This window comes from Methylorubrum podarium (assembly GCF_040270385.1).
GTDB classification, from domain to species: domain Bacteria; phylum Pseudomonadota; class Alphaproteobacteria; order Rhizobiales; family Beijerinckiaceae; genus Methylobacterium; species Methylobacterium podarium.
The window spans coordinates 1-21,894 of record NZ_JBELQE010000037.1 but is presented as its reverse complement, the minus strand read 5'-3'; the positions used below and the strand labels follow the sequence as shown (position 1 = coordinate 21,894).

The following is a 21,894-nucleotide window of genomic DNA, read 5'->3' as shown; positions in this document are numbered from 1 at the left end:
ATAGCGGGCGCATTCCGGGCGTCGCGCGCCTCAGGCGCGCCCTACTTCACGCGAGGGTTCGTGGGGGCTCGGGCAGGGCCTCGGGGTCGACGCCTGAACGGGCATCGACGTCGTGCGGGATCAGCACGACGTTCCCAGACAGGGGCCTGGAAAGCGACGCGGCGCCGGCGACGACGCCGGACGGGCAGCATACCATCGTCCCGCAGCATGAGCCCCTGCAGCCGACAGGGCAGCATCTCCCACCGGCATCGTCAGCCTGCAGCGAAGACAGCGGCTCGGCTGCCGGGGATTGTCCGTCGAGCGCAAGCCGGGTTTCGGCAGGGCCACCGACGATGCGGGACGGGAGGGTAATCGGCCTCGTCGCGACGGGAGGCGCTGCGTTCGCCTGAGTCGTTGATTGATGACGACCGTGGTGGGCATGGCCGTCGTGGGCTTGGACGGCAGACGGCGCGACGTAGGCGATGATCGCGAGGATCACCACCGCCGTCAGGCGCATGATTTGCCGGTCGAGGCTCATGAGGTCTGGCTTACACCGATTTCGGTGGCGGGACCATGTCCGCATGTGAAACGAAAATGGGGGGATGAAGGTTTGGTTGCCGCTGCGGCATTTCAAGCTGCCGCGAGCAGCGGCTCAGCCGGATCCGCGGCCACGGACACGAGATCGGCCCGCAAATTGATCCCGACTTGAGCGCACGGCTCGATGGCTTGGATGGTGCAGGTGATGGGCTTGGTGCAGCCGCCGCATCCGATCTTGTAACGGAACAGGACGCGCTTTCTTTGATGACGTGCCGCGGGTAGTGGGGCTTCCCGATTTGGGAGGGTCGGGGCGTGATGGTTGTTCTTGTGCGAACAAACCAAAATCGCGCATAAGAACCTCGATGGGTGTCGGCGGTTGGCATAGGCGTTGTGCCGTGTTGCAGGAGTGGTGCGCATTCGGTGCCCGCGCGCTCTTGCTTGCCCTGGCCATGTTCATCGTTTCGACCGTTGCGGGCTCCGGCGACGATCTTGCTGATCATGGCGGCCGCTACCAAAACGCAATCGGTGTGGGGACGCTAGTCACGCCCATGCCCACCGAGGCCGGCAATCCGGGTTTGGCCTGCCGCCTCCTTTGTGGCTGCCATCAGGTGGCCCCTCTCCAAGTCTCCTCCCACGTCACGCCGTCGACGGAGTTCGCCGGCCTGGGCTTTTCCTGGGTGGCCGAGGTTCCGACCTCCGTCACTCCCGACCGACTGGCGAGACCGCCCCGCGCGTAAGGTGACGCCGCGCTCCCAAGAGCGCGTTCGCCCGGCCCACATCTCGGCGCCGGTTCGTCCATCACCTGATCCAACGGGAACGACCGTGACCGCCCAAGCAGGCCGTCCGGCGTCCTTGTCGAGCGGCCCCCATGCGCCTCCTCCTGTTCGCGGTCCTCCTGGCCACCGGCATCGCCATAGGCGCAGCCGTCCCCGCCGTCGCCCGCTTCGTCAGGGACAATCTGGCCGCCGCCGGGCTGCCGAAAGACCTGTTCACCATCACCGTGCCACCCATCACCGCCAACCACGAACCCTCGAAGGCTGGGACGCCGCCCGACGGAGATGACGACGTCAAGAAGCCGGGAACCCCCAAGGCCACGAACGGCCACGAGATCGGGAAGCACGGGTACGAGCCGGGCGAGGAGCACCCCGAGAAGGGCGCAATCCGGATGGGACCCGAGGAGGTGGCGGCGCTCAACATCTCGGTCGTGAAAGTCGAGGGCGGCACGCTCGCCCGGCACCTCCTGGTACCCGGCGCCATCACCCCCGACACCGACCGGATCGCGCGCGTCCCGGCCCGGGTCGTGGGTACCGTCACGGAGATGCGCAAGCGCCTCGGCGACCGGGTTGCCAAGGACGAGATCGTCGCCGTCCTCGAAAGCCGTGACGTCGCCGACGCCAAGAGCGAGTACCTCATCGCCTCGGTACGCGCCGAGCTGGAGAAGACCAACTTCGACCGGCAGCAGGCGCTCTGGGACAAGCGCATCTCGTCGGAGCAGGTCTACCTGCGGACCAGGGCAACCTACACGGAAGCCACCTTGCGCGTCGACCTCGCCAGCCAGAAGCTGTCCGCCCTCGGGCTGAGCGCGACCGATGTCGCAGCCGCACAGAAACGAGAAGGTGCCACCCTGAACCAATCCACCCTGCGCCGGTACGAGCTCCGCTCGTCGCTCGCCGGCCGGGTCGTCGAGCGCAAGGTCGAGGTCGGGACGACGGTCGGCGGCAAGGGCGACCCCGCCGACATCTACACCGTCGCCGACCTCTCGACCGTATGGATCGAGCTGTCGGTGCCGACACACGAGCTCGCCATGGTTCGGGAGGGCGCACCCGTAGCTGTCACCCATGCCCATGAGGCCGGCGGCCGCCATGCCGACGGCAAGGTCGTCTTCGTCAGCCCGTTCTTGAACCCGGACACCCGCTCGGCGCGGGTCATCGTCGCCCTGCCGAACCCTGACCTTGCATGGCGCCCCGGCGCCTTCGTCACTGCCGGGGTGGAGATCGCGAACGACGCGGTCGAGGTGCACGTCCCGAAGGCCGCCCTGCAGACGGTCGGGGGCGAGCGCGTCGTTTTCGTGCGCACTGAGGAGGGCTTCGAGAAGCGGGAGGTCGAGCTCGGACGCTCGGACGACGATTCCTACGAGGTCGTCTCCGGACTGAAGTCGGGCGCCACCATCGCGGTTGCCAACTCCTTCATCCTCAAGGCCGAGCTCCGCAAATCCGAAGCGGGCGACGACTGAGGGCGACCGGACCTGATCTCCCGTATCCTCGCCTTCCCCGTTCGACAGGGCTGGCTCGACTTCGTGCCCGATATCAACAGCAACCAGGTGCTGTTCAACACCGTCGCGCCCACGCTCTCGCCCTTCGATATCGAGAAGCAGGTGACCTGACCGGTCGAGACCACGCTCGCCGGCATCAAGGGTTCGGAATACATCCGTTTGCGTTCGCGTAACGACTTCTCCCAGGTCACGGCGGTCTTCGCCGACGAGGTCAAGGTCTACTTCGCCCGCCGCCAGTTGGTGGAGCGCCTAGGCGAGGCGCGCGAGGGGCGGCCGTCCGAATTCCAGCCTCATATGGGGCCGATCATGACCGGCCTCGACGAGATATTCATGTGGACCGTGCGCTACACGGCGCCCGACGCGTGGAAGGCGTCGTGTTTAGGCGAACCGGGCTGGCAATCGGACGACAGATACCTGACACCTGAGGGACTGGGGCTGAGGACGGAGCTGGAGAAGGCCGCCTACCTGCGGACCTTCCAGGAATGGATCGTCCGGCCGCAGATCAAGACCGTGCCGGGCGTGGCCAGGGTCGAGGGCAAGATGTTCGAGCCGATGGCGCCGACCGTCATCATCGCGCTCGTTGCCGCCTTCGTCCTGTCGCTGACCTTCGTGCCGGCGCTGATCGCCATCCTGAAGGACGCCATGACCGCGCTTGTTGCCCTCGCTCGGGTTCGTCCCGGTGACGCTGGCGGCGGGGACCGGCACGGAGGTCCAGAAGCCGCTCGCGACCGTGTTCATCCGCGGCTTGATCAGCGCCACCATGCTGACCCTGGTCGTACTTCCGGCCCTCTATGCGCGCTTCGGCGGCGCCCGCGCCACGGCGCCGGTCAGCCATGACGAGGACGACGGTGGCGCCGCTCTGTTCCGGCAGGTCGCCGAACAGTATCCGTGAGCACCACGCGAACCAGCGGCAGTCCTATCAGGATCGCGGACCTCGCATTGCAAGCTTGACAGACTTCAAGAGCAACGAGACCACTCAGAAATGACGACCTTCCTCGCCTATGCGGGCGCGGCCCTCGCCGAAATCGTTGGATGCTTCGCGTTCTGGGCCTGGCTGCGCCTGGACAGATCACCCCTCTGGTTGCTCCCCGGCATGGCATCGCTTGCGCTCTTCGCCTACCTGCTTACCTTAGTCGAGAGCGAGGCGGCAGGCAGGGCTTATGCGGCCTACGGAGGCATCTACATCGTGGCGGCCATCCTCTGGCTATGGGGTGCGGAAGGCTACCGTCCGGACCGATGGGACGTTACGGGCGGTGCGATCTGCCTCGTCGGCATGACGGTGATCCTGTTCGGCCCACGCCCCTGAGGCCCTCGCGGCGATGCGCGCGGCTTACCCAGGATAGTGCCGAATCTTGTTCTTCAACAAGGGTCGGCTCACGCTCGTGGCAGCCTGCAGTCGCATGCTCAACAGCACGCCTGCGGAGGACCATGCCTCAACCGATCCGCCCAAGCACGGGGAAGGCCTCCACGAGGAGGGAAGCCACGGCGCTCATGCGGTCGGTCACCATCAGCAGCCCCATCGCCACCATCACGCCCCCGCCGACGAGCTGAAGCGCACGACCGAACCAGCGTAGGGTCCGAAGGCGCGCGACGAAGCCTGACAGGAAAAGGGCCGCCGCCACGAACGGCACGCCAAGCCCGAGCGAGTAGACGGTGAGCAGGGCGACGCCCTTGCCCGCGGCCGAGGAGGCCGTGACTGCCAGGATGGCACCGAGGACGGGACCGATGCATGGGGTCCATCCGAAGGCGAAGGCCGTTCCGAGGAGATAGGCGGCGACGGGCCCCTGACCCGGCGGATCGCCGTGCCAGCGCAGCTCACGCTGCAGCCAGGCGGGCCGCAGCAGACCGGCCGTGAACAGGCCGAACAGGATCACCAGCAAGCCCGAGGCGAGGTTCAGCGCCTCGCGATGGGCGAGCAGGGCGAAGCCGAGCGCGCTCGCCCCCGCGCCGAACGCGACGAAGACGGTCGTGAACCCGAGCACGAAGCAAAGGCTCAGGCCGAGCGTGCGCAGGCTGTCGCGCTCGCCGGCGGCCGACTGCCCCGCGACGTACGACACGTAGCCCGGAACGAGGGGCAGCACGCAGGGCGATAGGAACGACACGGCGCCGGCCGCGAAGGCCGCCAGGAAGCCCACGCTTGAGGCGTCGATGGCCATCGGTTCAGCCCCGGCGGAATGATGGACGCAGGATCGTCACTCCTGACCGGCCCCGGCCGCGGCGAAGATCTTGAGAAGGCGTTGGCGCTCCGCCTCGGTCCCGCCGGGCCCCGCCGGCTTGAGCGCCGCCGCACCCCGGACCGGCTCCCGCTTGCCGGCGAGAGCAACCGGGCCCGCGGCCGGCACGGCGACCTCACGCGGCCCTGCGGCCAGAGCCTCGGGGCGGCTCACCTCGCCGAGACCGCCTCCGGCCGCGACCATGGTCTCTCGGAACGACCGGTGCTGGCCGCCGTCCTCGTACACCAGCCGGACGGCGGGCGTCCCGCTCGCCACGAGGGCGGCGACCTGCCGCTCGTCATCCGCCTGCCTCCGCGCGACCGCGCCAGCGGTGGCCTCGTCGCCGGCATCGAACACGTATCGGCCATCGGCGACGCCGACGCCCTGCTCGGCCCCCGTGACCTCGAACCGGTCGGACCCCTCCTTGAGGTTCCTCCAGAACGCGATGTTCGGGTCCTGGCGATGCCGGGCCAAGTTCTCCGGCGTCATGCGGAACGGGTAGGACTGGAACTGGACGGCGCGCTGGCCGCCCGCGAAGGCCTCCCGCACCACGGCATAGAGTTCCGAGATCACCTCGTCCGTCATCGCGAAGCAGCCCCGCGACGAGCACGAGCCGTGCACCATCAGGTGCGCGCCGGTGCGTCCCAGGGAGCGGTCGTACTCGTTCGGGTACCCGAGATTGAACGAGAGATAGAGGCTCGAATTCGGGTTCATGGACGCGGGCGTCACCGCGTAGAAGCCCTCCGGCGCCTGCCGGTCCCCCTCCCGGGTCTTGGGCCCCAGCTGACCCGACCAGCGGCACATCGCGTAGGTCTTCAGGAGGGCGTACTTGCCGTCCGTGCCGCGCTTCCAGAGCTCGATCTCGGACTCCTTCTTGTAGGCCCGCATCAGGATCGGATCCGCCGGCGAGACACCCTTGGCCGACATCAGGGCCAGGGTCGCCGGCGGGATCGGCGCGAGGTGGCGCGTCGAGGCCGCGTACTGGCCGTCCTGGCAGGCGGACAGCGCCAGGAGGAGGGCCAGACCGAGCGTTGTCGTCTTCAGCATGTCGGCCTCGCCGAGGTCGGCCTCCGAGCCTGGGCTCGAAGGGTTGATGACAGGTTGCCGTGGCTGCGGTTCGGCGGAAGCGGGCCGCTTACGGGATCGGATCCCCGGCGCTGCGATGCCTCCGCCGCAGGGGAAGTCCGTCGAGGAGCAGCAGCACCACGCCTGTCGAGATCCAGACGTCCGCCAAATTGAAGGTGAACCAGCGGATGCCGCCGGTGTGCAGGTCGAGGTAGTCCGTGACGACGCCGTCCATGAGCCGGTCGACGAAGTTGCCGGCGGCCCCGCCCGCTATCGCGGCGAGCCCGAGGCGTTCGAGCCCGCCGCCCGCGGCCAGGGCCCAGCCGGCCACGAGGCAGGTGAGCGTGCCCTGGATGGCGAGGAGCAGTGCCAGGGAGGACGGGTCGTGCGCCGGGAACAGGCTGAAGCTGATGCCGTAGTTGAATGACAGGCTCAGGTCGACGAAGGGCAGTGCGCCCCTGACGGCGCCTTCCTCCAGCCACGCCTCGGCCACCGCCTTGGCGACGAGGTCTATGGCCGCGGCGGCCCCCGCCACCCCGGCCACGGTCGCCGCCCGGCCGGCCCACCCTGACAGGGAGATCATCAGGCCCTCAGGAGACGGAGCGCGTTGGCCGTCACCAGGACGGTCGCGCCGGTGTCGGCCAGGATGGCCGGCCAGAGGCCGGTGATGCCTGCGACGGTCGTCATTAGGAACACGGCCTTCAGGCCGAGGGCGATCGCGACGTTCTGGCGGATATTGCCCAGGGTCGCCCGAGAGAGGGAGACCAGCGCCGCCACGTCGCCCACCCGGTCGTTCAGCACCGCCGCGTCCGCCGTTTCCAGGGCCGCGTCGGTGCCGCCGCCCATCGCGATGCCGACGCTGGCGGCGGCGAGCGCCGGCGCGTCGTTAATGCCGTCGCCGACCATCGCCACCGGAGCCGCCGCCTTCAGGGCCGCGATCTCGGCGAGCTTGTCCTGGGGCAGGAGCTCGGCCTTCACGTCGAGCCCGAGTTCGGACGCGACCGCCTCGCCCGTGCGCCGGTTGTCGCCGGTCAGCATCACGCTGCGGACGCCGAGCTTCCGCAGGGCCGAGATGCCGGCCGCCGCGTCGGCGCGGGGCTCGTCCCGGACCGAGATGGCGCCCAAGGCCTCGGCGCCGCGGACGACGATGACCACCGTCTTGCCGCCGGCTTCCAGGTCCGCGACCGCGCGCTCGGCCTCGGGGCCGAGCCGCGCGCTCTCGGCGGCGTGGCGTGGGGAGGCGACGAGCACCGTCTGACCCATCACCGTGGCCGACACCGCCTTGCCGGGGATGGCGCGGGCGTCCCGCGTCGGGCGCAGCGGCACCCCGTCCGCGCTCGCCCGGTCGAGGATGGCCCGGGCGATGGGGTGGCCGCTTCCGCTCTCGACCGCGGCAGCCAACCCGAGAAGCGAGCGCTCCGACGCGTCCGGGGCGAAGACCAGGATGTCCGAGACCCGCGGCCGTCCGGCGGTCAGCGTCCCGGTCTTGTCGAACGCGACCGTGTGCACCCGCCCGATGACCTCCAGTGCGGCGCCGCCCTTGACGAGCAGCCCGCGTCGCGCACCGGCGGCCAGTCCGGAGGCGATGGCCGCGGGGGTCGAGAGCACCAGCGCGCAGGGGCAGGCGATGAGGAGGAGCGCCAGGCCCCGGTAGATCCAGGTGCCCCAATCGGCGCCGAGCAGCGGCGGCACGACCGCAACGGCGGCCGCGAACGCGAACGCGATGGGCGTGTAGACCGCGCTGAACCGGTCGATGAAGCGCGCCGTGGGCGACTTCGACGCCTGCGCCTCCTCGACGAGGTGCAGGATGCGGGCGACTGTGTTGTCGGCCGCCGTCTTTGTGACCCGGACCTGGAGCGCGCCATCGGCGTTGACGCTGCCGGCGTAGACCGGGTCGCCGACCTCCTTGGGCTTCGGGACCGATTCGCCAGTGATGGGGGACTCGTCCAGGCTCGACGCGCCGTCGGTGATCACCCCGTCGGCAGGCACACGGTCGCCCGGCCTCACGACCACGACTTGCCCGATGGCCAGCGACGCAGCGGCCACCTCGCGGATGGTGCCATTGGCCTCGTCGACGAGGCGGGCGGTCTTCGGCACCAGGGCGGCGAGCGCCTTGATGCCGGCACGCGCCCGGCCCGCCGCCACGACCTCCAGCATCTCGCCGACCGTGAAGAGCAGCACGACGATGGCGGCCTCCTCGGCGGCGTGGATGGCGAGCGCCCCCGCGGTGGCGACCGACATCAGCATCTCGATGGAGAAGGGCGTGCCGGCCAACGCCGCCACGGCCGCGCGGCGGCCGTAATAGGCGAGCCCGACGAGCGCCCCTGGCCAGTAGGCGTACTCGCCCGCCAGGCCCGGCGCGATCCGCTCGACCAGGAAGCCGGCGGCGAACAGGGCGCCGATCAGGATGCCCAGCCGCGCCTTCCGGCTCCGCCAGAGCGGCGGCTCAGGCTCCTCCGCGGTCCCGGCGGGCGGGGCGCCGCCCGAGGCTTGGGCCATGGCTAAGTCCGCGGCCGTGGGGAGCAGCGCGACGCCGTAGCCCAGGCGCTCGATACGCCCCTCCAATTCGGTCCTCGGCGTCGCAGCCTCATCGAGCGCGAGGTCGAGGACTTGGCTGCCGTAGTTCACGCGCACGTCCGCGACGCCCGGCAGCCGGGAGACGGCGGTCTCGATCTTCCCGGCGCAGGTCGGGCAGTCCATGCCCTTGACCCTGTAGCGCAGGGCCTGCGGACCGTTCGTGGGGAAGGATGTGCGGTCCGCGCCGGCGGCCTGGCTCATGGTGCGCTCCGTTCGCCGGGCTCCTGGTCCGGACTGGGAAGGCCCCCTACATGCACCCTGTAGTCACTACAGGGTCAAGGCCGTGCGGAGCGCTTCTTCCATGACCATCGGCAGCCTCGCGGAGGCCACGCAGACCCGTGTCGAAACGGTCCGGTGGTACGAGAAGGTCGGGTTGCTGCCCCCGCCGGCGCGGTCGAGCGGCAACTACCGGCTCTACGGGCCCGAACACCTGCGCCGGCTGAGCTTCATCCGCCGCGGTCGCGCCCTCGGCTTCACCGTGGAGCAGATCCGGGACCTGCTCGCCTTGGCGGACGACCGGGATCGCTCCTGCGGCGAGGTCGACACCATCGCCCGCGCCCATCTCGCCCACGTGGAGCGCAAGCTGGCCGACCTGACCCGGCTCGCCTCGGAACTCCGCGAGGTCATCGGCCAGTGCGGCTGCGGGTCGGTCTCCGACTGCCGCATCATCGAGGCGCTATCGCCGTTCGGTGAACCCGCGTGAGCGATCTGGGCGCGGGGGTCAGCGAGCGACGTAGGGCATCATCAGCACTCGGCTCTCGAACAGCCCCTTGGCCGCGAACCCGCAGCACGCGACGGCGAGGACAGCGACCGTGATCGCGACGAAGGCTCGGCGCGCGGCGGTCCGGACGTGCGGCCTGATGCGACGGCGGCGGCCCGCGTTCCTCTGGCCCCAGGAATGGCGTTCCACGCGAACCGCCCCGTTCCGCCCGACGAGCATCGCAGGCTTGCCACCGCGACCTTAAGAGGCCCGGGGATAACATGCCGGCGGCCAAAGCCCGAAGGGCCGGCGCGGTCAACTCGCGAGAGACAAAAAGACAGTACTACGCGAGGCGAACTCAGGATAGAACAGCCTCGGAAACCAAGAAGCCCACAGGTTGGAACCTGTGGGCTTCACACGGGCCGGAACCCATGGGTTGCTGACGGCGCACCGTTCAGCGTTGACGGATCGGATATGAGTGCATGGAGCTGGATAGTCAAGCGGGAAAATCCAGGATCCGGGCTGCACTCTACATCGATGGCTTCAATTTGTATCATTCCGTCAATGATTTAGGAGAGCCCTTTCTGAAGTGGTGCAACTTCTGGAAGCTGGGGGAGTCGATCATCTCGCGCCAGTCGGAGGAGCTCGTTCGCGTCGTGTTCTGCACGGCCTATTACCCGGGCGATCACAGCAAGAAAATCCGCCACGAGCGCCTGGTCCGCGCCCTCAAACTGGTCGGCGTTGAGACCGTCCTCGGCCACTTCAGCCATGAAGACGCCAAGTGCCGGGACTGTGGCTCCACTTGGCAGAAGCCGACCGAGAAGGCGACGGACATCAATCTCGCGCTTAGCGTCTATGACGACGCAGTACAGGACGTCATGGATACTGCATATCTCCTGACCGCCGATACGGACCAGGCGGCGACAGCCAAGCTGTTCGCCAAGCGCTTTCCCGGCAAGAAGCTCGTCAGCGTCAGCCCCCCGGGCCGGACCCACTCGCAGCACATCCTGTCGCACACCCCGCACAAGATCGCGCTTAACCGGGAGCATATCGAGAGGGCGCTGTTCCCGGGGCTCGTCACCGCGGAGGGGCAGGCCTCCGTCATGCGCCCGCACGAGTACGACCCGCCGGCCGGCTACGTGATGTGGGACCAGCGTCCGAAGCCCGCGCCCAAGTCGGGGGCGAAGGCGGCCGCGCCGGCGGCGGCGATGCCCGAGCGCTGAATCCGCCGTGGCCTCAGGTTAGTTCCCCGCCGCGGTACCGCGCGAACGTCGACCGACCGTCCTTCCCAAACAGGACGACGTCGTAGGTATCAGGCTGCATGTCCTCGACCTCCATGCCGGGCGAACCGACCGGCATGCCTGGCACGGCCAGACCCATTCCCTCGGGTCGCTCCGCGAGGAGCCGCTTGATCGCCCCGGCCGGGACGTGCCCCTCGATCACGTAGCCGCCGACCTGGGCGGTGTGGCAGGAGGCAAGCTCGCGAGGCACCCCCAGGCGGATCTTGAGCGGGTTCACCGGGCCCTCGGTCACGGTGACGGTGAAGCCGGCCTCGCGCAGGTGGGTGACCCATCTCTCGCAGCAGCCGCAGCTCGGGTCCTTGGTCACCGCGACCATCGGCGGCCCCTCCGCCAAGGCGCCCCGTCCAAGCATCAGCCCCACCGCCAAACCCACGAGCACGGTACGTCTGGATGGCATCGCATCGCTCCTCATCGTCATCTACCGTTCGCTCTCACTCGGCCGCCTGCGGCAGCCGCATCGCCTCACCATCCGTCCCCTCGCGGACCGCGCCGGCCGGGGGCAGGCCCCGCCCCTTCACCAGGGCGTAGACCGCCGGGATGACCACCAGGGTCAGCACGGTCGAGGAGACCATCCCGCCGATCATCGGCACCGCGATGCGCTGCATGACCTCGGAGCCTGAACCGGTACTCCAGAGGATGGGCAGCAGGCCCGCCATGATGGCGACGACCGTCATCATCTTGGGCCGGACCCGCTCGACCGCGCCGACCATGATGGCCCGGCGCAGGTCCGGGCGCGCGAGCGGGCGTCCCTCGCGCTCGCACTGGGCGCGGACCTCGTCGAGGGCGTGGTCGAGGTAGACCAGCATGATCACCCCGGTCTCGGCAGCGACGCCAGCCAGGGCGATGAAGCCGACCGCCACAGCGACCGACAGGTTGAAGCCCATCCACCAGAGCAGCCACACCCCGCCGACCAGGGCAAAAGGCAGCGACAGCATCACGATGAGTGTCTCGGTCAGGCGCCGGAAGTTCAGGTAGAGCAGCAGGAACACGATCAGCAGCGTCAGCGGCACCACGACCGCGAGGCGCGCCTCCGCACGCTCCAGGTACTCGTACTGTCCGCTCCACTGCAGGGTCGTGCCCTGGGGAAGCCGCACCGCGTCTGCCACCGCCTTGCGCGCCTCGGCGACGTAGCCGCCGAGGTCTCGCCCGGCGATGTCGACGAAGAGGTAGACCGCGAGATGCCCGTTCTCGGTGCGGATCGAGGTCGGCCCTCGGGTGAGCTCGACCTTCGCCACCTCACCGAGCGGCACCGTGCCGCCGGTCGGCAGCGGCACCTGGACCTCTGTCGCGATGGCCCTTGGGTCCGAGCGGAAGGCGCGCGGGTAGCGCACATTGACGGTGTAGCGCTCGCGGCCCTCGACCGTGTTCGTCACGGACTGCCCACCCAGGGCCGTCGCGACGACGTCCTGCACGTCCCCGACCATCAGGCCGTAGCGCCCGAGCGCTTCGCGGTCCGGCGTGATGTCGAGGAAGTAGCCCCCGATGACCCGCTCGGCATAGGCGCTCGACGTGCCCGGCACGGCCCGCACCACCGTCTCCACCTGGCGGGCGACCCCCTCCATCGCCCTGAGGTTGGTGCCCAGCACCTTCACGCCCACCGGGGTGCGGATGCCCGTCGAGAGCATGTCGATGCGCGCGCGGATCGGCTGCGTCCAGGCATTCGACACACCCGGGAACTGCAGGGCCGCGTCCATCTCCGCCTTGAGGCTCGCGAGCGTCACGCCCGGGCGCCACTCCGCCTTCGGCTTCAAGGCGATGACCGTCTCGAACATCTCCATCGGCGCGGGGTCGGTGGCCGTGTTGGCGCGCCCAGCCTTGCCGTAGACCGAGGCCACCTCGGGGAAGCTCTTGATGATGCGGTCCTGGGTGGCGAGGAGCTCGCCGGCCTTGGTCACCGAGATGCCCGGCAGGGTCGTCGGCATGTAGAGCAGCGTGCCTTCGTCGAGCTCCGGCATGAACTCGGATCCGAGTTGCCGGGCCGGCCAAGCGGTCGCGGCCAGTACGCCGACGGCGAGCAGGATGGTGAGGAGTCGGGCTCGCAGAACGCCGGCGATGAGAGGCAGGTACAGCCAGATGAGGAGCCGGTTCAGCGGGTTGCGGTGCTCCGGGACGATGCGCCCGCGCACGAACAGCACCATCAGGGCCGGCACCAGCGTGACCGAGAGGAGCGCCGCCGCCGCCATGGCGAAGGTCTTGGTGAAGGCGAGCGGCCCGAACAGCCGTCCCTCCTGGCTCTCCAGGGTGAAGATCGGCAGGAAGCTCATCGTGATGACGAGGAGCGAGAAGAACAGGGACGGCCCGACCTCCGCAGCGGCCTCGACGAGGACCTCGACCCGCGGCTTGCCCGGGGGCGCCCGCTCCAGGTGCTTGTGGGCGTTCTCGATCATCACGATGGCGGCGTCGACCATGGTGCCGACCGCGATGGCGATGCCGCCCAGGCTCATGATGTTGGCGCCGATTCCGAGCGCCCTCATGCCGGCGAAGGCCATCAGGATGCCGACCGGCAGCATCAGGATGGCCACGAGCGCGCTGCGCACGTGCAGCAGGAACACGATGCAGACGAGAGAGACGACGATGCTCTCCTCGACCAGCGTGTGGCGCAGGGTGTCGATGGCCGCGTCGATGAGCTGCGAGCGGTCGTAGACCGGCAGGATCTCGGTGCCGGCCGGCAGGCTTTTCGCGACCTCTGCGAGCTTCGCCTTGACGCCCTCGATGACGTTGAGTGCGTTGGCGCCGAAGCGCTGCAGGACGATGCCGCCGGCGACCTCGCCCTCGCCGTTCATCTCGGTGATGCCGCGGCGCTCGTCCGGCCCGAGCTCGACCCGGGCGACGTCCCGGAGCCGCAGCGGCGTGCCGCCCACGGTCTTGAGCACGATGTTCTCGATATCGGCGACGCTCTTCAGGTAACCGCGCCCGCGCACCATGAACTCGAACTCGGACAGCTCGACCGTGCGCCCGCCGACGTCGGCGTTGCTCGACCGGATGGCGTCCCGGAGCTTGTTGAGGCTGATGCCCTGCGCGCGCAGCCGGTTCGGGTCCACGACGACGTTGTACTGCTTCACGAACCCGCCGACGCCCGCGACCTCGGCCACGCCCTCCGCGCGCGAGGCCCCGAACCGGATGACCCAATCCTGCAGCGACCGAAGCTCGGCGAGCGTCCGTTCCTTCGCGACGACGACGTACTGGTAGACCCAGCCCACACCGGTCGCGTCGGGTCCGAGGGTCGGCGTCACGCCGACCGGCAGGCGGCTCGCCGCACCGTTGAGGAACTCCAGCACGCGCGAGCGCGCCCAGTACGGGTCGGTGCCGTCCTCGAAGATGACGTAGACGAAGGACACCCCGAAGAACGAGAAGCCGCGCACCACCTTCGCCTTCGGAACCGTCAGCATGGCGGTCGTGAGGGGGAAGGTGACGACGTCCTCGACGGTCGTCGGACTTTGCCCGGGGTATTCGGTGTAGACGATGGCCTGCACGTCCGAGAGGTCGGGGATGGCGTCGAGCGGCAGGGTCTTGAGCGCCAGGACGCCGGTCGCCACCGCGAACACGGTCCCGATCAGCACCAGGACGAGGTTGCGGGCCGACCAGCCGATCAGGCGGGCGATCACGGCGTGCCTCCCGCGCTCGCCGCCTGCTGGTCATCCTTGGGCGCGGTCATGCCCTGCAGCGCCGCCTTCAGGTTGCTCTCGGCGTCAATCAGGAAGTTCGCCGCGGTAACCACGCGGTCACCGGCCGTGACCCCCTCGCGGATCTCGACGTAGCCCCGGCCGCGGAGGCCGACCGTCACCGGCTTCGGCTCGAAGCGCCCCTCGCCGTGGTCGAGCAGCACGACCTGGCGCTCGCCGGTGTCGATGACCGCGTCGTCGGGCACCGCCACCACTGGCTTGGCGTCGCCTGTCGCGATCTCGACGTCCGCGTACATCGACGGGCGCAGGGCGCCGTCGGGGTTCGGCAGCTCGACGCGCAGGCGGGCGGTCCGGGTCTCCATGTTGAGGTGGGGGTAGATCCGGGTCACCGTCCCGGTGAAGGTCCGGTCCGGGAAGGCCCGCACCCGCACCGTCGCCCTCTGTCCCTCCGCCACCCCGGCGAGGTCGCGCTCGGTCACGTCGGCCAGCACCCAGACGCGCGTGTGGTCGACGATGCGGAACAGGACGTCACCGGACTTGGCCTTCATCCCGTCCGAGACGTTGCGCTCGACCACGACGCCGTCCCGGGGCGAGGACCAGGTGATGGAGGGTGGTACCTTATGGGTGCGCTCGATCTCGTCGATGACCTCCGGCGGGATGGCAAGGTTCTCCAGCCGCCGGCGGCCCCCCTCGTAGCCGATGGAGGTCAGGTACTGGGCCGCGACCGCATTGATCTCGGGCGCGAACAGGCGCAGCAGCGGCTGCCCCTTGTGGACGTGGTCGCCGGTGGTGACCGGCTCGACCTTCTCGATGAAGGCGTCCGTGCGCATGGCGATGACGGAGATGCGGCGCTCGTCCTCCTCGACGCTGCCCGGCGCCCGCACCGGCAGAGACAGGACGCGGCGCTCCGCGAGCTCGGTCCGCACGCCCGTGCGCTGGACCTTGCCCGGCGCCACCTTCACGACGCCGCCCTCGTCCTCGCCCGCGTAGACGGGGATGTAGTCCATCCCCATCGAATCCTTCTTCGGCACAGGCGAGGTGTCGGCCAAGCCCATCGGGTTGCGGTAGTACAGCACTTGCCGGGCGTCGGACGTCGCCGCACCCTGCCCCGAAATGCCGTTCGCGGCCCTGTCGGCGGGCATGGCCTCGCCGTCCTCCGGGTCATCGAATCGCACGTCCTCGCTGGCACGCACGGCCCGGAAGACGCGCCCGTCGGCGGTCAGCATCGGCGCGAGCGAGTAGGCCGGCTTCCCGTCCGGGTCCCGATAGTAGACGACCGGCCCGGTCGCCTTCGCGGGGGACGGGGTGACCGGAGCCGGCTCGCCGGGGGGGCGGTGGGCGAGCCGGCTCCGCGCGCGCTCGACGAGCGCCGGCACGGGATTGCCACCGTGCCCGGCGACGTAGCCGGCGCTCCCTGCCACCAGCGCGGCGAGGGCACCGGCCGTCCAGCCCGCCCGGCTCATTTGACGGCCTGGAAGACGAGCTTGTTCTCGACTGTGCCCGTCTCGCCCTGGACCTTGGCCCCGAGCGACAGGCGCCAGCCTCCCGCCATCGAGAGCTTCGCCCTGAAGCGGTAGACGCCCGGCTCGGTCGAGGGGACCTGCTCGATCTTCGAGACCATCTCCTCCATGCTGTCGGGGGCCATGTCGATGCGCTTGGCGAAGATCACGGCGTCGGTCACCGGCTTGCCGGTGCGCCTGTCGACGAGGCGGACGGACAGGACGGCCTCGCCGACCTTCGCCTCACGCTGCACGAGCTCGAACGCGTAGTCCTTGATGTCGGCGACGGCTGGCCCCGTCAGGGCGGCAGCGAACAGCGCAGCCCAGAGGGCGCGCGAGAAGGATTTCCGGGTCACGTTTGTCGTCTCCTGAATGCGATGGATGGCCACGCGCGGACGCGCGTCACCGTGCCGGCGCAGGCGCCGGCGGCATCGGGTCAGGCTCTGGGAGGCTCTGGCGGCGGGGGGCCGTGCACGCTGGCGAACGAGGCCGCTTCGGGCCAAGCCGGCGCGGCGCACGTCGCCCCCGGCCTCGGGATGGGGACCGCGGTCGGCAGGAGCGAGGCGACGCCGGCGTTACAGAGCGCCTTTAGGGGGCAACCCGCCTTGGCGCAGTCCGGGTTCAGTGGCTTCTCGGGCGGGCAGCAGCGCATGTCGTCCATGGCCATGCCGGCCATGTCGGTCCCTCCCATCGCTTCATGGCCCATGCCGGGCATGGCCTCGCGGGACCCTTGCGCCTGCGCCGTCATGGAGGCGCGCATGCCCACGGCGGCCGCGGAAGCGGTCACCGGCGTCAGGGCGAGGCTGACAACCGCCATGAGCGGGAGCAGCCGCCGAAGGGCGAGCCAAAACGTCACGAATCGAGGATGCCAGTTTTCAGGGCGCGCATGAAGCCTCCCGGTTTCCCGCGCGCAGCGACCTGCAGGTGGCCTGGATAAGGCTTTCCACGGTGGGAAGGTCAAGCCCAGGATGGCAGCCTGACTTACGGTCGTCCCGGGTCAGGCCCTAGGGAACCAGGCGTCGCCCGAGCGGCCCTGCATCCGACGCCTCGATCATGGAGCGGATGCGGGCAGACATCGTGTCGACGGCGAAGGGCTTGGTCAGGACCGCCATGCCCGGTGCGAGATGGCCGTTCCCGAGAATGGAATTCTCGGCGTATCCGGTGATGAACAGCACCTTGAGGTCGGGACGGGTGACGCGGCCGGCATCGGCCATCTGCCGGCCGTTCATGCCGCCTGGCAGCCCCACGTCCGTCACCAGAAGGTCGATACGGACGTCCGACTGCAGCACCTTGAGGCCCGCGGCGCTGTCGGCGGCCTCGATGGCGGTGTAGCCGAGATCCTCCAGGATGTCGTTGACCAGCATGCGGACCGTCGGCTCGTCGTCCACGACGAGGACGGTCTCGCCCTGCTCGGAGCGGGGTAGCGTCGTCGCGACTTCGTCACCCGTGTCCTCGGCGATCTCGCCGTAGTGGCGCGGAAGGTAGACGCACACGGTCGTGCCCCTGCCGACTTCCGAGTAGATACGCACCTGCCCGCCGGACTGCTGGGCGAAGCCGTAGATCATCGAGAGGCCGAGTCCAGTGCCCTCGCCCAGCGGCTTGGTGGTGAAGAACGGCTCGAACACCCGCGCGACGACGTCCGGCGGCATGCCGGTACCGGTGTCGGTGACGCAGAGGGAGAGGTACTGCCCCTCGGGCATGTCATGCTGGCGTGCGGCCCGCTCGTCGAGCCATTTGTTGGCGGTCTCGACCGTGATGCGCCCGCCGTCCGGCATCGCGTCACGCGCGTTGATGCACAGGTTGAGCAGCGCGTTCTCAAGCTGCGGTGGGTCCACCAGCGCAGGCCACAGCCCGGATGCGCCGACGACCTCCACGGGAATGGCCGGGCCGACCGTACGCTGGATCAATTCCTGCATGCCGGAGACGAGGCGGTTCACGTCGGTGGGCTTGGGGGCCAGGGTCTGGCGGCGCGAGAAGGCGAGCAGGCGGTGGGTCAGGGCGGCCGCGCGCTTCGAGGCGCCCTGCGCGGCCGCCATGTAGCGGTCGACATCGCTGAGCCGTCCCTGTTGCATCCGGGTCTGCATCAGTTCCAGCGAGCCGGAGATGCCGGCGAGCAGGTTGTTGAAGTCGTGCGCCAAGCCGCCGGTCAACTGTCCGACCGCCTCCATCTTCTGCGATTGCCTCAGGGCTTCCTGAGCCGCCGCGAGTTCCGCCTCGCGCGCCTTCGCCACGCTCAGGTCGCGACCGACGGCGATGAAGTGCAGCCCGTCCGGCTCGGGCGCCACGGTCCATTCGATGGACTTCCACGACCCGTCGCTCGCGGCGATGCGGTTCTCGAACCGGGTTGGCCGCTTCGTGTCGCCCATCCGGACGAGGGCCGCAAGCGTCTGGTCCGTGTCGTCGGGATGCATGAAGGTCGCGTAGGGCCGCGACAGGAGCTCGGCCTCGGACCAGCCTAGCACCTGGGTCCAGGCAGGACTCACCGCCGACATCGTCCCCTGGTAGTTGGCGCGGGCCAGCATGTCCTCGGACAGGTTCCAGAGCCGGTCGCGCTCGGCGGTACGCTCGGCGAGGGTCGCGGCATGCTCCCTCTCCTCCGTCACGTCCCGCGCGCTGCAGTAGAATTGCCCGCCCTCGGGGACCGCGACCCAGGCTAGCCAGCGGTACCCACCGGCGGTGGTGCGGCAGCGGTTCTCGAAGCGGAGGACCGCCTCCCCGGCCCGTAGCCGATCCAGCGCGGCGTGGGTGGCCCTGACGTCGTCGGGGTGGACCAGCTCGACGAAGGGGATGCGTGCGGCCTCCGCATCGCTCCAGCCCAGCAGCGACTTCCAGGCCGGGTTGGTCCGGACGAAGAATCCGGCGTCGTCGGCGATGCCCAGGAGGTCCGTGGAGACCTGCCAAGTCCGGCTCAACTCGCGTGACCGTTCGGCGACCTGCCGTTCGAGGTCGGCGTTGAGGTCGCGCAAGGCCGTCTCGACACGGCTCCGCTCAACCGCGATGCGGGTCCTGCCCGCGACTTCCCGGATGAAGGCCAGGTCGTCCGGCGCCCAGTCCCGCACCTCGGCATGGTTGACGAAGAGGGCGGCCACGAGCCGACCCTGTTCGAGCACCGGCACGTTGACGAAGGCGTGCGCGCCGCGCCCCTTCGAGGCCTCCGCCGCGCCCGCCGTCCTATCGTCGCGCTCGACGTCCGCGATGCTGACGAACTCGCCGCGCTTCAGGCTGTCGATGAACGACCCGTAGGTCCGCAGCGGCACGACGCCGGCGAGGGTCTCGACGCCCGGTGCGTTCCAGTCGCGCTCGACGTGGAGCGTCTCGGCGTCGGGGTCGATGGTGCCGTATCCCACACGGCTGACCGCCAACGTCTCGCCGAGGACCTGCGAGGCCGCGAAAGCGATGTCGTCCGCCCTCGTGAGCTCATTGAACCGGTCGGTGATCCGCACCAGCGCCTCGCGCCGCGTCTCCGCCCGCGCACGGTCGGTGACGTCCGCGCCCTCGATGAAGATACCCCCGACCGTACCGTCGACATCCCGGATCGGTTGGTAGACGACGTCGACGAAGCGCTCGTCATGCGGGCCGCCCGGCACCGCCTGCACGGCGTAGCGGATGCCATGGAACGTCTGCGGCACGCCGCTGTCGTAGACCTGGTCGAGAATTTCCAGGAACCCTTGCTCGACCGCGTCGGGCAGGGCTTCCGCGACCGTCCTGCCTACGACGTCCCGGTGGCCGACGAGCTTCAGGTAGCGGGGATTGGCCAGTTCGAACCGATGCTCCCTGCCGCGCAGCACGGTCATGAACGTCGGGGTCTGCTCGAAGAGGCTGGCGAAGCGCTCGCGCTCGGCCGACAGGCGGCGCTCGGCCAGGACCTGCTTGGTGATCTCGGTACAGGCACAGAACAGCCCCGCGACCGTGTTTCTGTCGTCCGGGACGGGCGTGTAGGAGAACGAGAAGTGCGTTTCCTCGGGGTAGCCGTTCCTGTGCAAGGTGAGCTGGAGGTCGTCCATGTGCACCGGGTCGCCGGCATACACCCGATCCATCAGGACCCCGACCTCGATGCGGACCTCGGGCCAGACATCGAAGAACGGGCGACCGAGGGCATCGGGATGCCGGGCGCCGAGCATGGGGGCGTAGGCGTCGTTGTAGACGAGCGTACGCTCGGGACCCCAGCACAGGAACATCGGCTGGCGCGAGCTGAGCATCACTCGCAACAGCGTCACGAAGGCTTGCGGCCACCGGTCCGCCGGCCCGAGGAACGTCGACGCCCAATCGTGGGCGCGCATCCGCGCGCCCATGTTGCCCCCTCCTGCCAGGAAGCCCGGAGCCTGGGTCATCGGATCAGGCTTGCCCTTGCGCTAGCGGAGACCGTGTCGACCACGGGACCTGACCTACCGTGTGAGCCTCGTGCCGGGCTTTCACGCGCATCGAAGCGCGGGTGAACTCGCTGGCCGAGGTGTGCTTACTTTGGGTGGCTTGGCTTTTCGACCATCCGGCGACGGGCACGACCAGGGAGGTATGACGCGAGCGCTTGGCGGGCATGGCAGCGGCTTAACACGTTTGGCTGGTCGGGATGTCTCCCGTTTTGTCCCACCCGGCGTTCCGACGGAGCTTGCGCCGTCCGTCCCCGACCTATGGCGGCCCCGTCTCGGAACGCGGCAGGCCACTCAGGTCAGGCTCGAACTCCGCAGCTTCGAAGCTCCCTTTCGGGATGCCGCATACGGGCGGCGACCAGGTGCTGGCGACAGTGCGCCTGGCCGCCCCCCGACGCGTGCTGGAGAACCACCGAGTTGGCGCGCGCTACACTCGTAAGTGCGCGTCGCCCTGGCGACCGGCCCGGAGGGCGAATTGCCGGCCGATGTCCACCTTCCTCGGCCGGGTGTCCGGTCGCGGACACATCTCGTCGCGGACCCAGCGATCCAGCCACTAACGGCGTGGTTACCTCGTTGTTCGAATTGACCGATGCGGTTGCCGCCGGATGGCGGACAGTTGAAGCGGACGGTCGCGGCTGCTCTCCCCCGGGATGCAGGAGGCCGCCGAGGATCCTGCCTTCATCTTGGACGTGCATGGCAACGTCCCGAACTTCAAGCGAACGGTCCTGAACACCGGAGCCGTGTCCGGCGGACCAACCCACCGCAACGGCTCGCGCTCCGGCGGGGGAGAAGGTGCCCGACGGCAAGCCCGCGCACGCGGACAACGACTGGCATGCGCACGGGTACAGGCACGAAATGCCCGGCAGGAGATAGGAGTTCTCCGGGCGGCCCGTCCAAGCAGGCGGTGCGGACATGCGGATGCTACCCGAACTCGCGGGTTTTCGCGCCTGGCCGCGGGCATCGGGTACGCGCCCGCGAAGCCTCCCGCGCACGTTACTCCCCATGCGCCGCCCCCAATTCCGGCCTGCGACCTCAGTCGTCGAAGTCGTGGTGGTGATGGTGCCGCTCGAACCGGCGCGGCTCGTATTCGTCGCGGCGCGTGTGATGGTGCCGGACTACGACGTCGTCATGGTCGCCGTGACGGTAGACCTCGACATGATCGTGCGGCCGCCGTTCGCCATAGCCGCGCTCGTAATATTGGGCCGAGGCCGCGGCCGGCGCGATGACGATGGCCGCGGCCATCAAGCCTGCAAGGTGTCGCCGCATCGCTGTATCCTCCGGGGATTCGTATAACGGCAGGTTGCGCCGCCGCCGTTGAATGCGTTCTGAAACCGCCGTTCAGGCAACCGTCACGCTGGGTTCGCCGACCTTTCGAGGAGCGTGGGACTGGGCCGCCCGCCGATGCCGCCGTCCCGGCCCCGGGTCGACGTTCCGCTACACGGTGGCCGTGCTCCTCCACGATGGCGCGCTTGCGGGCGTCGCCGTGGCGGTGACACTCGCGCACCACCGTGCGGTCGTGTTGATGTCGGTCCTCGACGCCGTGCGCGTGATCGAGCTCGCGGTGCTGGTGGCCGCCAGCGTGCGCCGAACCTCGCCGAGGCCGTCGTCCAGAGGGACCCCCGGCAACGGCGCCTGGGATGCTGGTCCGCCACCCGCAAAGCATCGGGGCGCGGTCGTCGGGACTGCGGCACAATGGCTTGGAGCCTGTGCCATTGCCGCAAGCGGCGGCGCCCTGTTAGTTTGCGCGGGATTTTGTTGCGA

Annotated in this window: 17 protein-coding genes and 1 pseudogene; 6 read left to right on the top strand and 12 right to left on the bottom strand. The window is 69.5% G+C overall.

Annotation, left to right across the window (positions count from 1 at the left end; all coding sequences use genetic code 11):
• Positions 1 to 46 precede the first annotated feature (46 nt).
• Positions 47 to 517, bottom strand: a complete 471-nt coding sequence (locus ABS772_RS05880) for a hypothetical protein (RefSeq protein WP_017484333.1) — start codon at positions 515 to 517, stop codon at positions 47 to 49.
• An 867-nt stretch (positions 518 to 1,384) separates the two neighbouring features.
• On the opposite strand from ABS772_RS05880, the gene ABS772_RS05875 reads away from it, so the two are divergent.
• From ABS772_RS05875 to ABS772_RS05855, 3 genes and pseudogenes are all read left to right on the top strand, one after another.
• Positions 1,385 to 2,749: an efflux RND transporter periplasmic adaptor subunit gene (locus tag ABS772_RS05875; RefSeq protein ID WP_003596971.1), complete on the top strand. Its 1,365-nt coding sequence runs from the start codon at positions 1,385 to 1,387 to the stop codon at positions 2,747 to 2,749.
• A 12-nt stretch (positions 2,750 to 2,761) separates the two neighbouring features.
• Positions 2,762 to 3,680: pseudogene (locus ABS772_RS26405) on the top strand (efflux RND transporter permease subunit).
• Between the two features lie 90 nt (positions 3,681 to 3,770).
• Positions 3,771 to 4,094 (top strand): YnfA family protein, encoded by a 324-nt coding sequence (locus ABS772_RS05855; RefSeq protein WP_003596966.1) that lies wholly within the window; start codon positions 3,771 to 3,773, stop codon positions 4,092 to 4,094.
• A gap of 127 nt (positions 4,095 to 4,221) precedes the next feature.
• On the opposite strand, the gene ABS772_RS05850 is transcribed toward ABS772_RS05855, so the two are convergent.
• The 4 genes from ABS772_RS05850 to ABS772_RS05835 form a co-directional block, all read right to left on the bottom strand.
• Complete coding sequence (locus tag ABS772_RS05850; protein ID WP_003596964.1) at positions 4,222 to 4,944, bottom strand: cytochrome c biogenesis CcdA family protein; 723 nt, start codon at positions 4,942 to 4,944, stop codon at positions 4,222 to 4,224.
• 36 nt (positions 4,945 to 4,980) lie between these two features.
• On the bottom strand, positions 4,981 to 6,048 hold the full coding sequence (locus ABS772_RS05845) for a L,D-transpeptidase family protein (protein WP_017484336.1): 1,068 nt from the start codon (positions 6,046 to 6,048) through the stop codon (positions 4,981 to 4,983).
• A gap of 88 nt (positions 6,049 to 6,136) precedes the next feature.
• The gene (lspA, locus tag ABS772_RS05840; protein WP_012455883.1) at positions 6,137 to 6,649 is read right to left on the bottom strand and encodes a signal peptidase II; all 513 of its coding nucleotides are present in this window, start codon (positions 6,647 to 6,649) and stop codon (positions 6,137 to 6,139) included.
• Positions 6,649 to 8,844 (bottom strand): heavy metal translocating P-type ATPase, encoded by a 2,196-nt coding sequence (locus tag ABS772_RS05835; RefSeq protein ID WP_012455882.1) that lies wholly within the window; start codon positions 8,842 to 8,844, stop codon positions 6,649 to 6,651. Before ABS772_RS05835 ends, lspA begins: the two co-directional genes overlap by 1 nt.
• Before the next feature lie 100 nt (positions 8,845 to 8,944).
• Between ABS772_RS05835 and ABS772_RS05830 the strand changes: the two genes are divergently transcribed.
• Positions 8,945 to 9,346 carry a MerR family transcriptional regulator gene (locus ABS772_RS05830; RefSeq protein ID WP_350392937.1) on the top strand — a complete coding sequence of 134 codons (402 nt, stop codon included), beginning with the start codon at positions 8,945 to 8,947 and terminating at the stop codon, positions 9,344 to 9,346.
• Between the two features lie 479 nt (positions 9,347 to 9,825).
• Complete coding sequence (locus ABS772_RS05825) at positions 9,826 to 10,566, top strand: NYN domain-containing protein (RefSeq protein WP_003602898.1); 741 nt, start codon at positions 9,826 to 9,828, stop codon at positions 10,564 to 10,566.
• 13 nt (positions 10,567 to 10,579) lie between these two features.
• On the opposite strand, the gene ABS772_RS05820 is transcribed toward ABS772_RS05825, so the two are convergent.
• From ABS772_RS05820 to ABS772_RS05790, 7 genes are all read right to left on the bottom strand, one after another.
• The gene (locus tag ABS772_RS05820; RefSeq protein WP_026105495.1) at positions 10,580 to 11,056 is read right to left on the bottom strand and encodes a DUF411 domain-containing protein; all 477 of its coding nucleotides are present in this window, start codon (positions 11,054 to 11,056) and stop codon (positions 10,580 to 10,582) included.
• 19 nt (positions 11,057 to 11,075) lie between these two features.
• Positions 11,076 to 14,249 carry an efflux RND transporter permease subunit gene (locus ABS772_RS05815; RefSeq protein WP_003602902.1) on the bottom strand — a complete coding sequence of 1,058 codons (3,174 nt, stop codon included), beginning with the start codon at positions 14,247 to 14,249 and terminating at the stop codon, positions 11,076 to 11,078.
• The gene (locus tag ABS772_RS05810) at positions 14,246 to 15,730 is read right to left on the bottom strand and encodes an efflux RND transporter periplasmic adaptor subunit (RefSeq protein WP_003602903.1); all 1,485 of its coding nucleotides are present in this window, start codon (positions 15,728 to 15,730) and stop codon (positions 14,246 to 14,248) included. The genes ABS772_RS05815 and ABS772_RS05810 overlap by 4 nt, the downstream gene beginning before the upstream one ends.
• Complete coding sequence (locus ABS772_RS05805; RefSeq protein WP_003602904.1) at positions 15,727 to 16,122, bottom strand: FixH family protein; 396 nt, start codon at positions 16,120 to 16,122, stop codon at positions 15,727 to 15,729. Before ABS772_RS05805 ends, ABS772_RS05810 begins: the two co-directional genes overlap by 4 nt.
• A gap of 80 nt (positions 16,123 to 16,202) precedes the next feature.
• Positions 16,203 to 16,622: a hypothetical protein gene (locus tag ABS772_RS05800; RefSeq protein ID WP_003602905.1), complete on the bottom strand. Its 420-nt coding sequence runs from the start codon at positions 16,620 to 16,622 to the stop codon at positions 16,203 to 16,205.
• A gap of 148 nt (positions 16,623 to 16,770) precedes the next feature.
• Positions 16,771 to 20,058: a PAS domain-containing protein gene (locus ABS772_RS05795; protein ID WP_003602906.1), complete on the bottom strand. Its 3,288-nt coding sequence runs from the start codon at positions 20,056 to 20,058 to the stop codon at positions 16,771 to 16,773.
• A 1,107-nt stretch (positions 20,059 to 21,165) separates the two neighbouring features.
• The gene (locus ABS772_RS05790; RefSeq protein ID WP_003602908.1) at positions 21,166 to 21,399 is read right to left on the bottom strand and encodes a hypothetical protein; all 234 of its coding nucleotides are present in this window, start codon (positions 21,397 to 21,399) and stop codon (positions 21,166 to 21,168) included.
• 175 nt (positions 21,400 to 21,574) lie between these two features.
• On the opposite strand from ABS772_RS05790, the gene ABS772_RS05785 reads away from it, so the two are divergent.
• Positions 21,575 to 21,894 (top strand): hypothetical protein (locus ABS772_RS05785; RefSeq protein WP_350392935.1); only part of this gene is annotated, 320 nt, incomplete at its 3' end.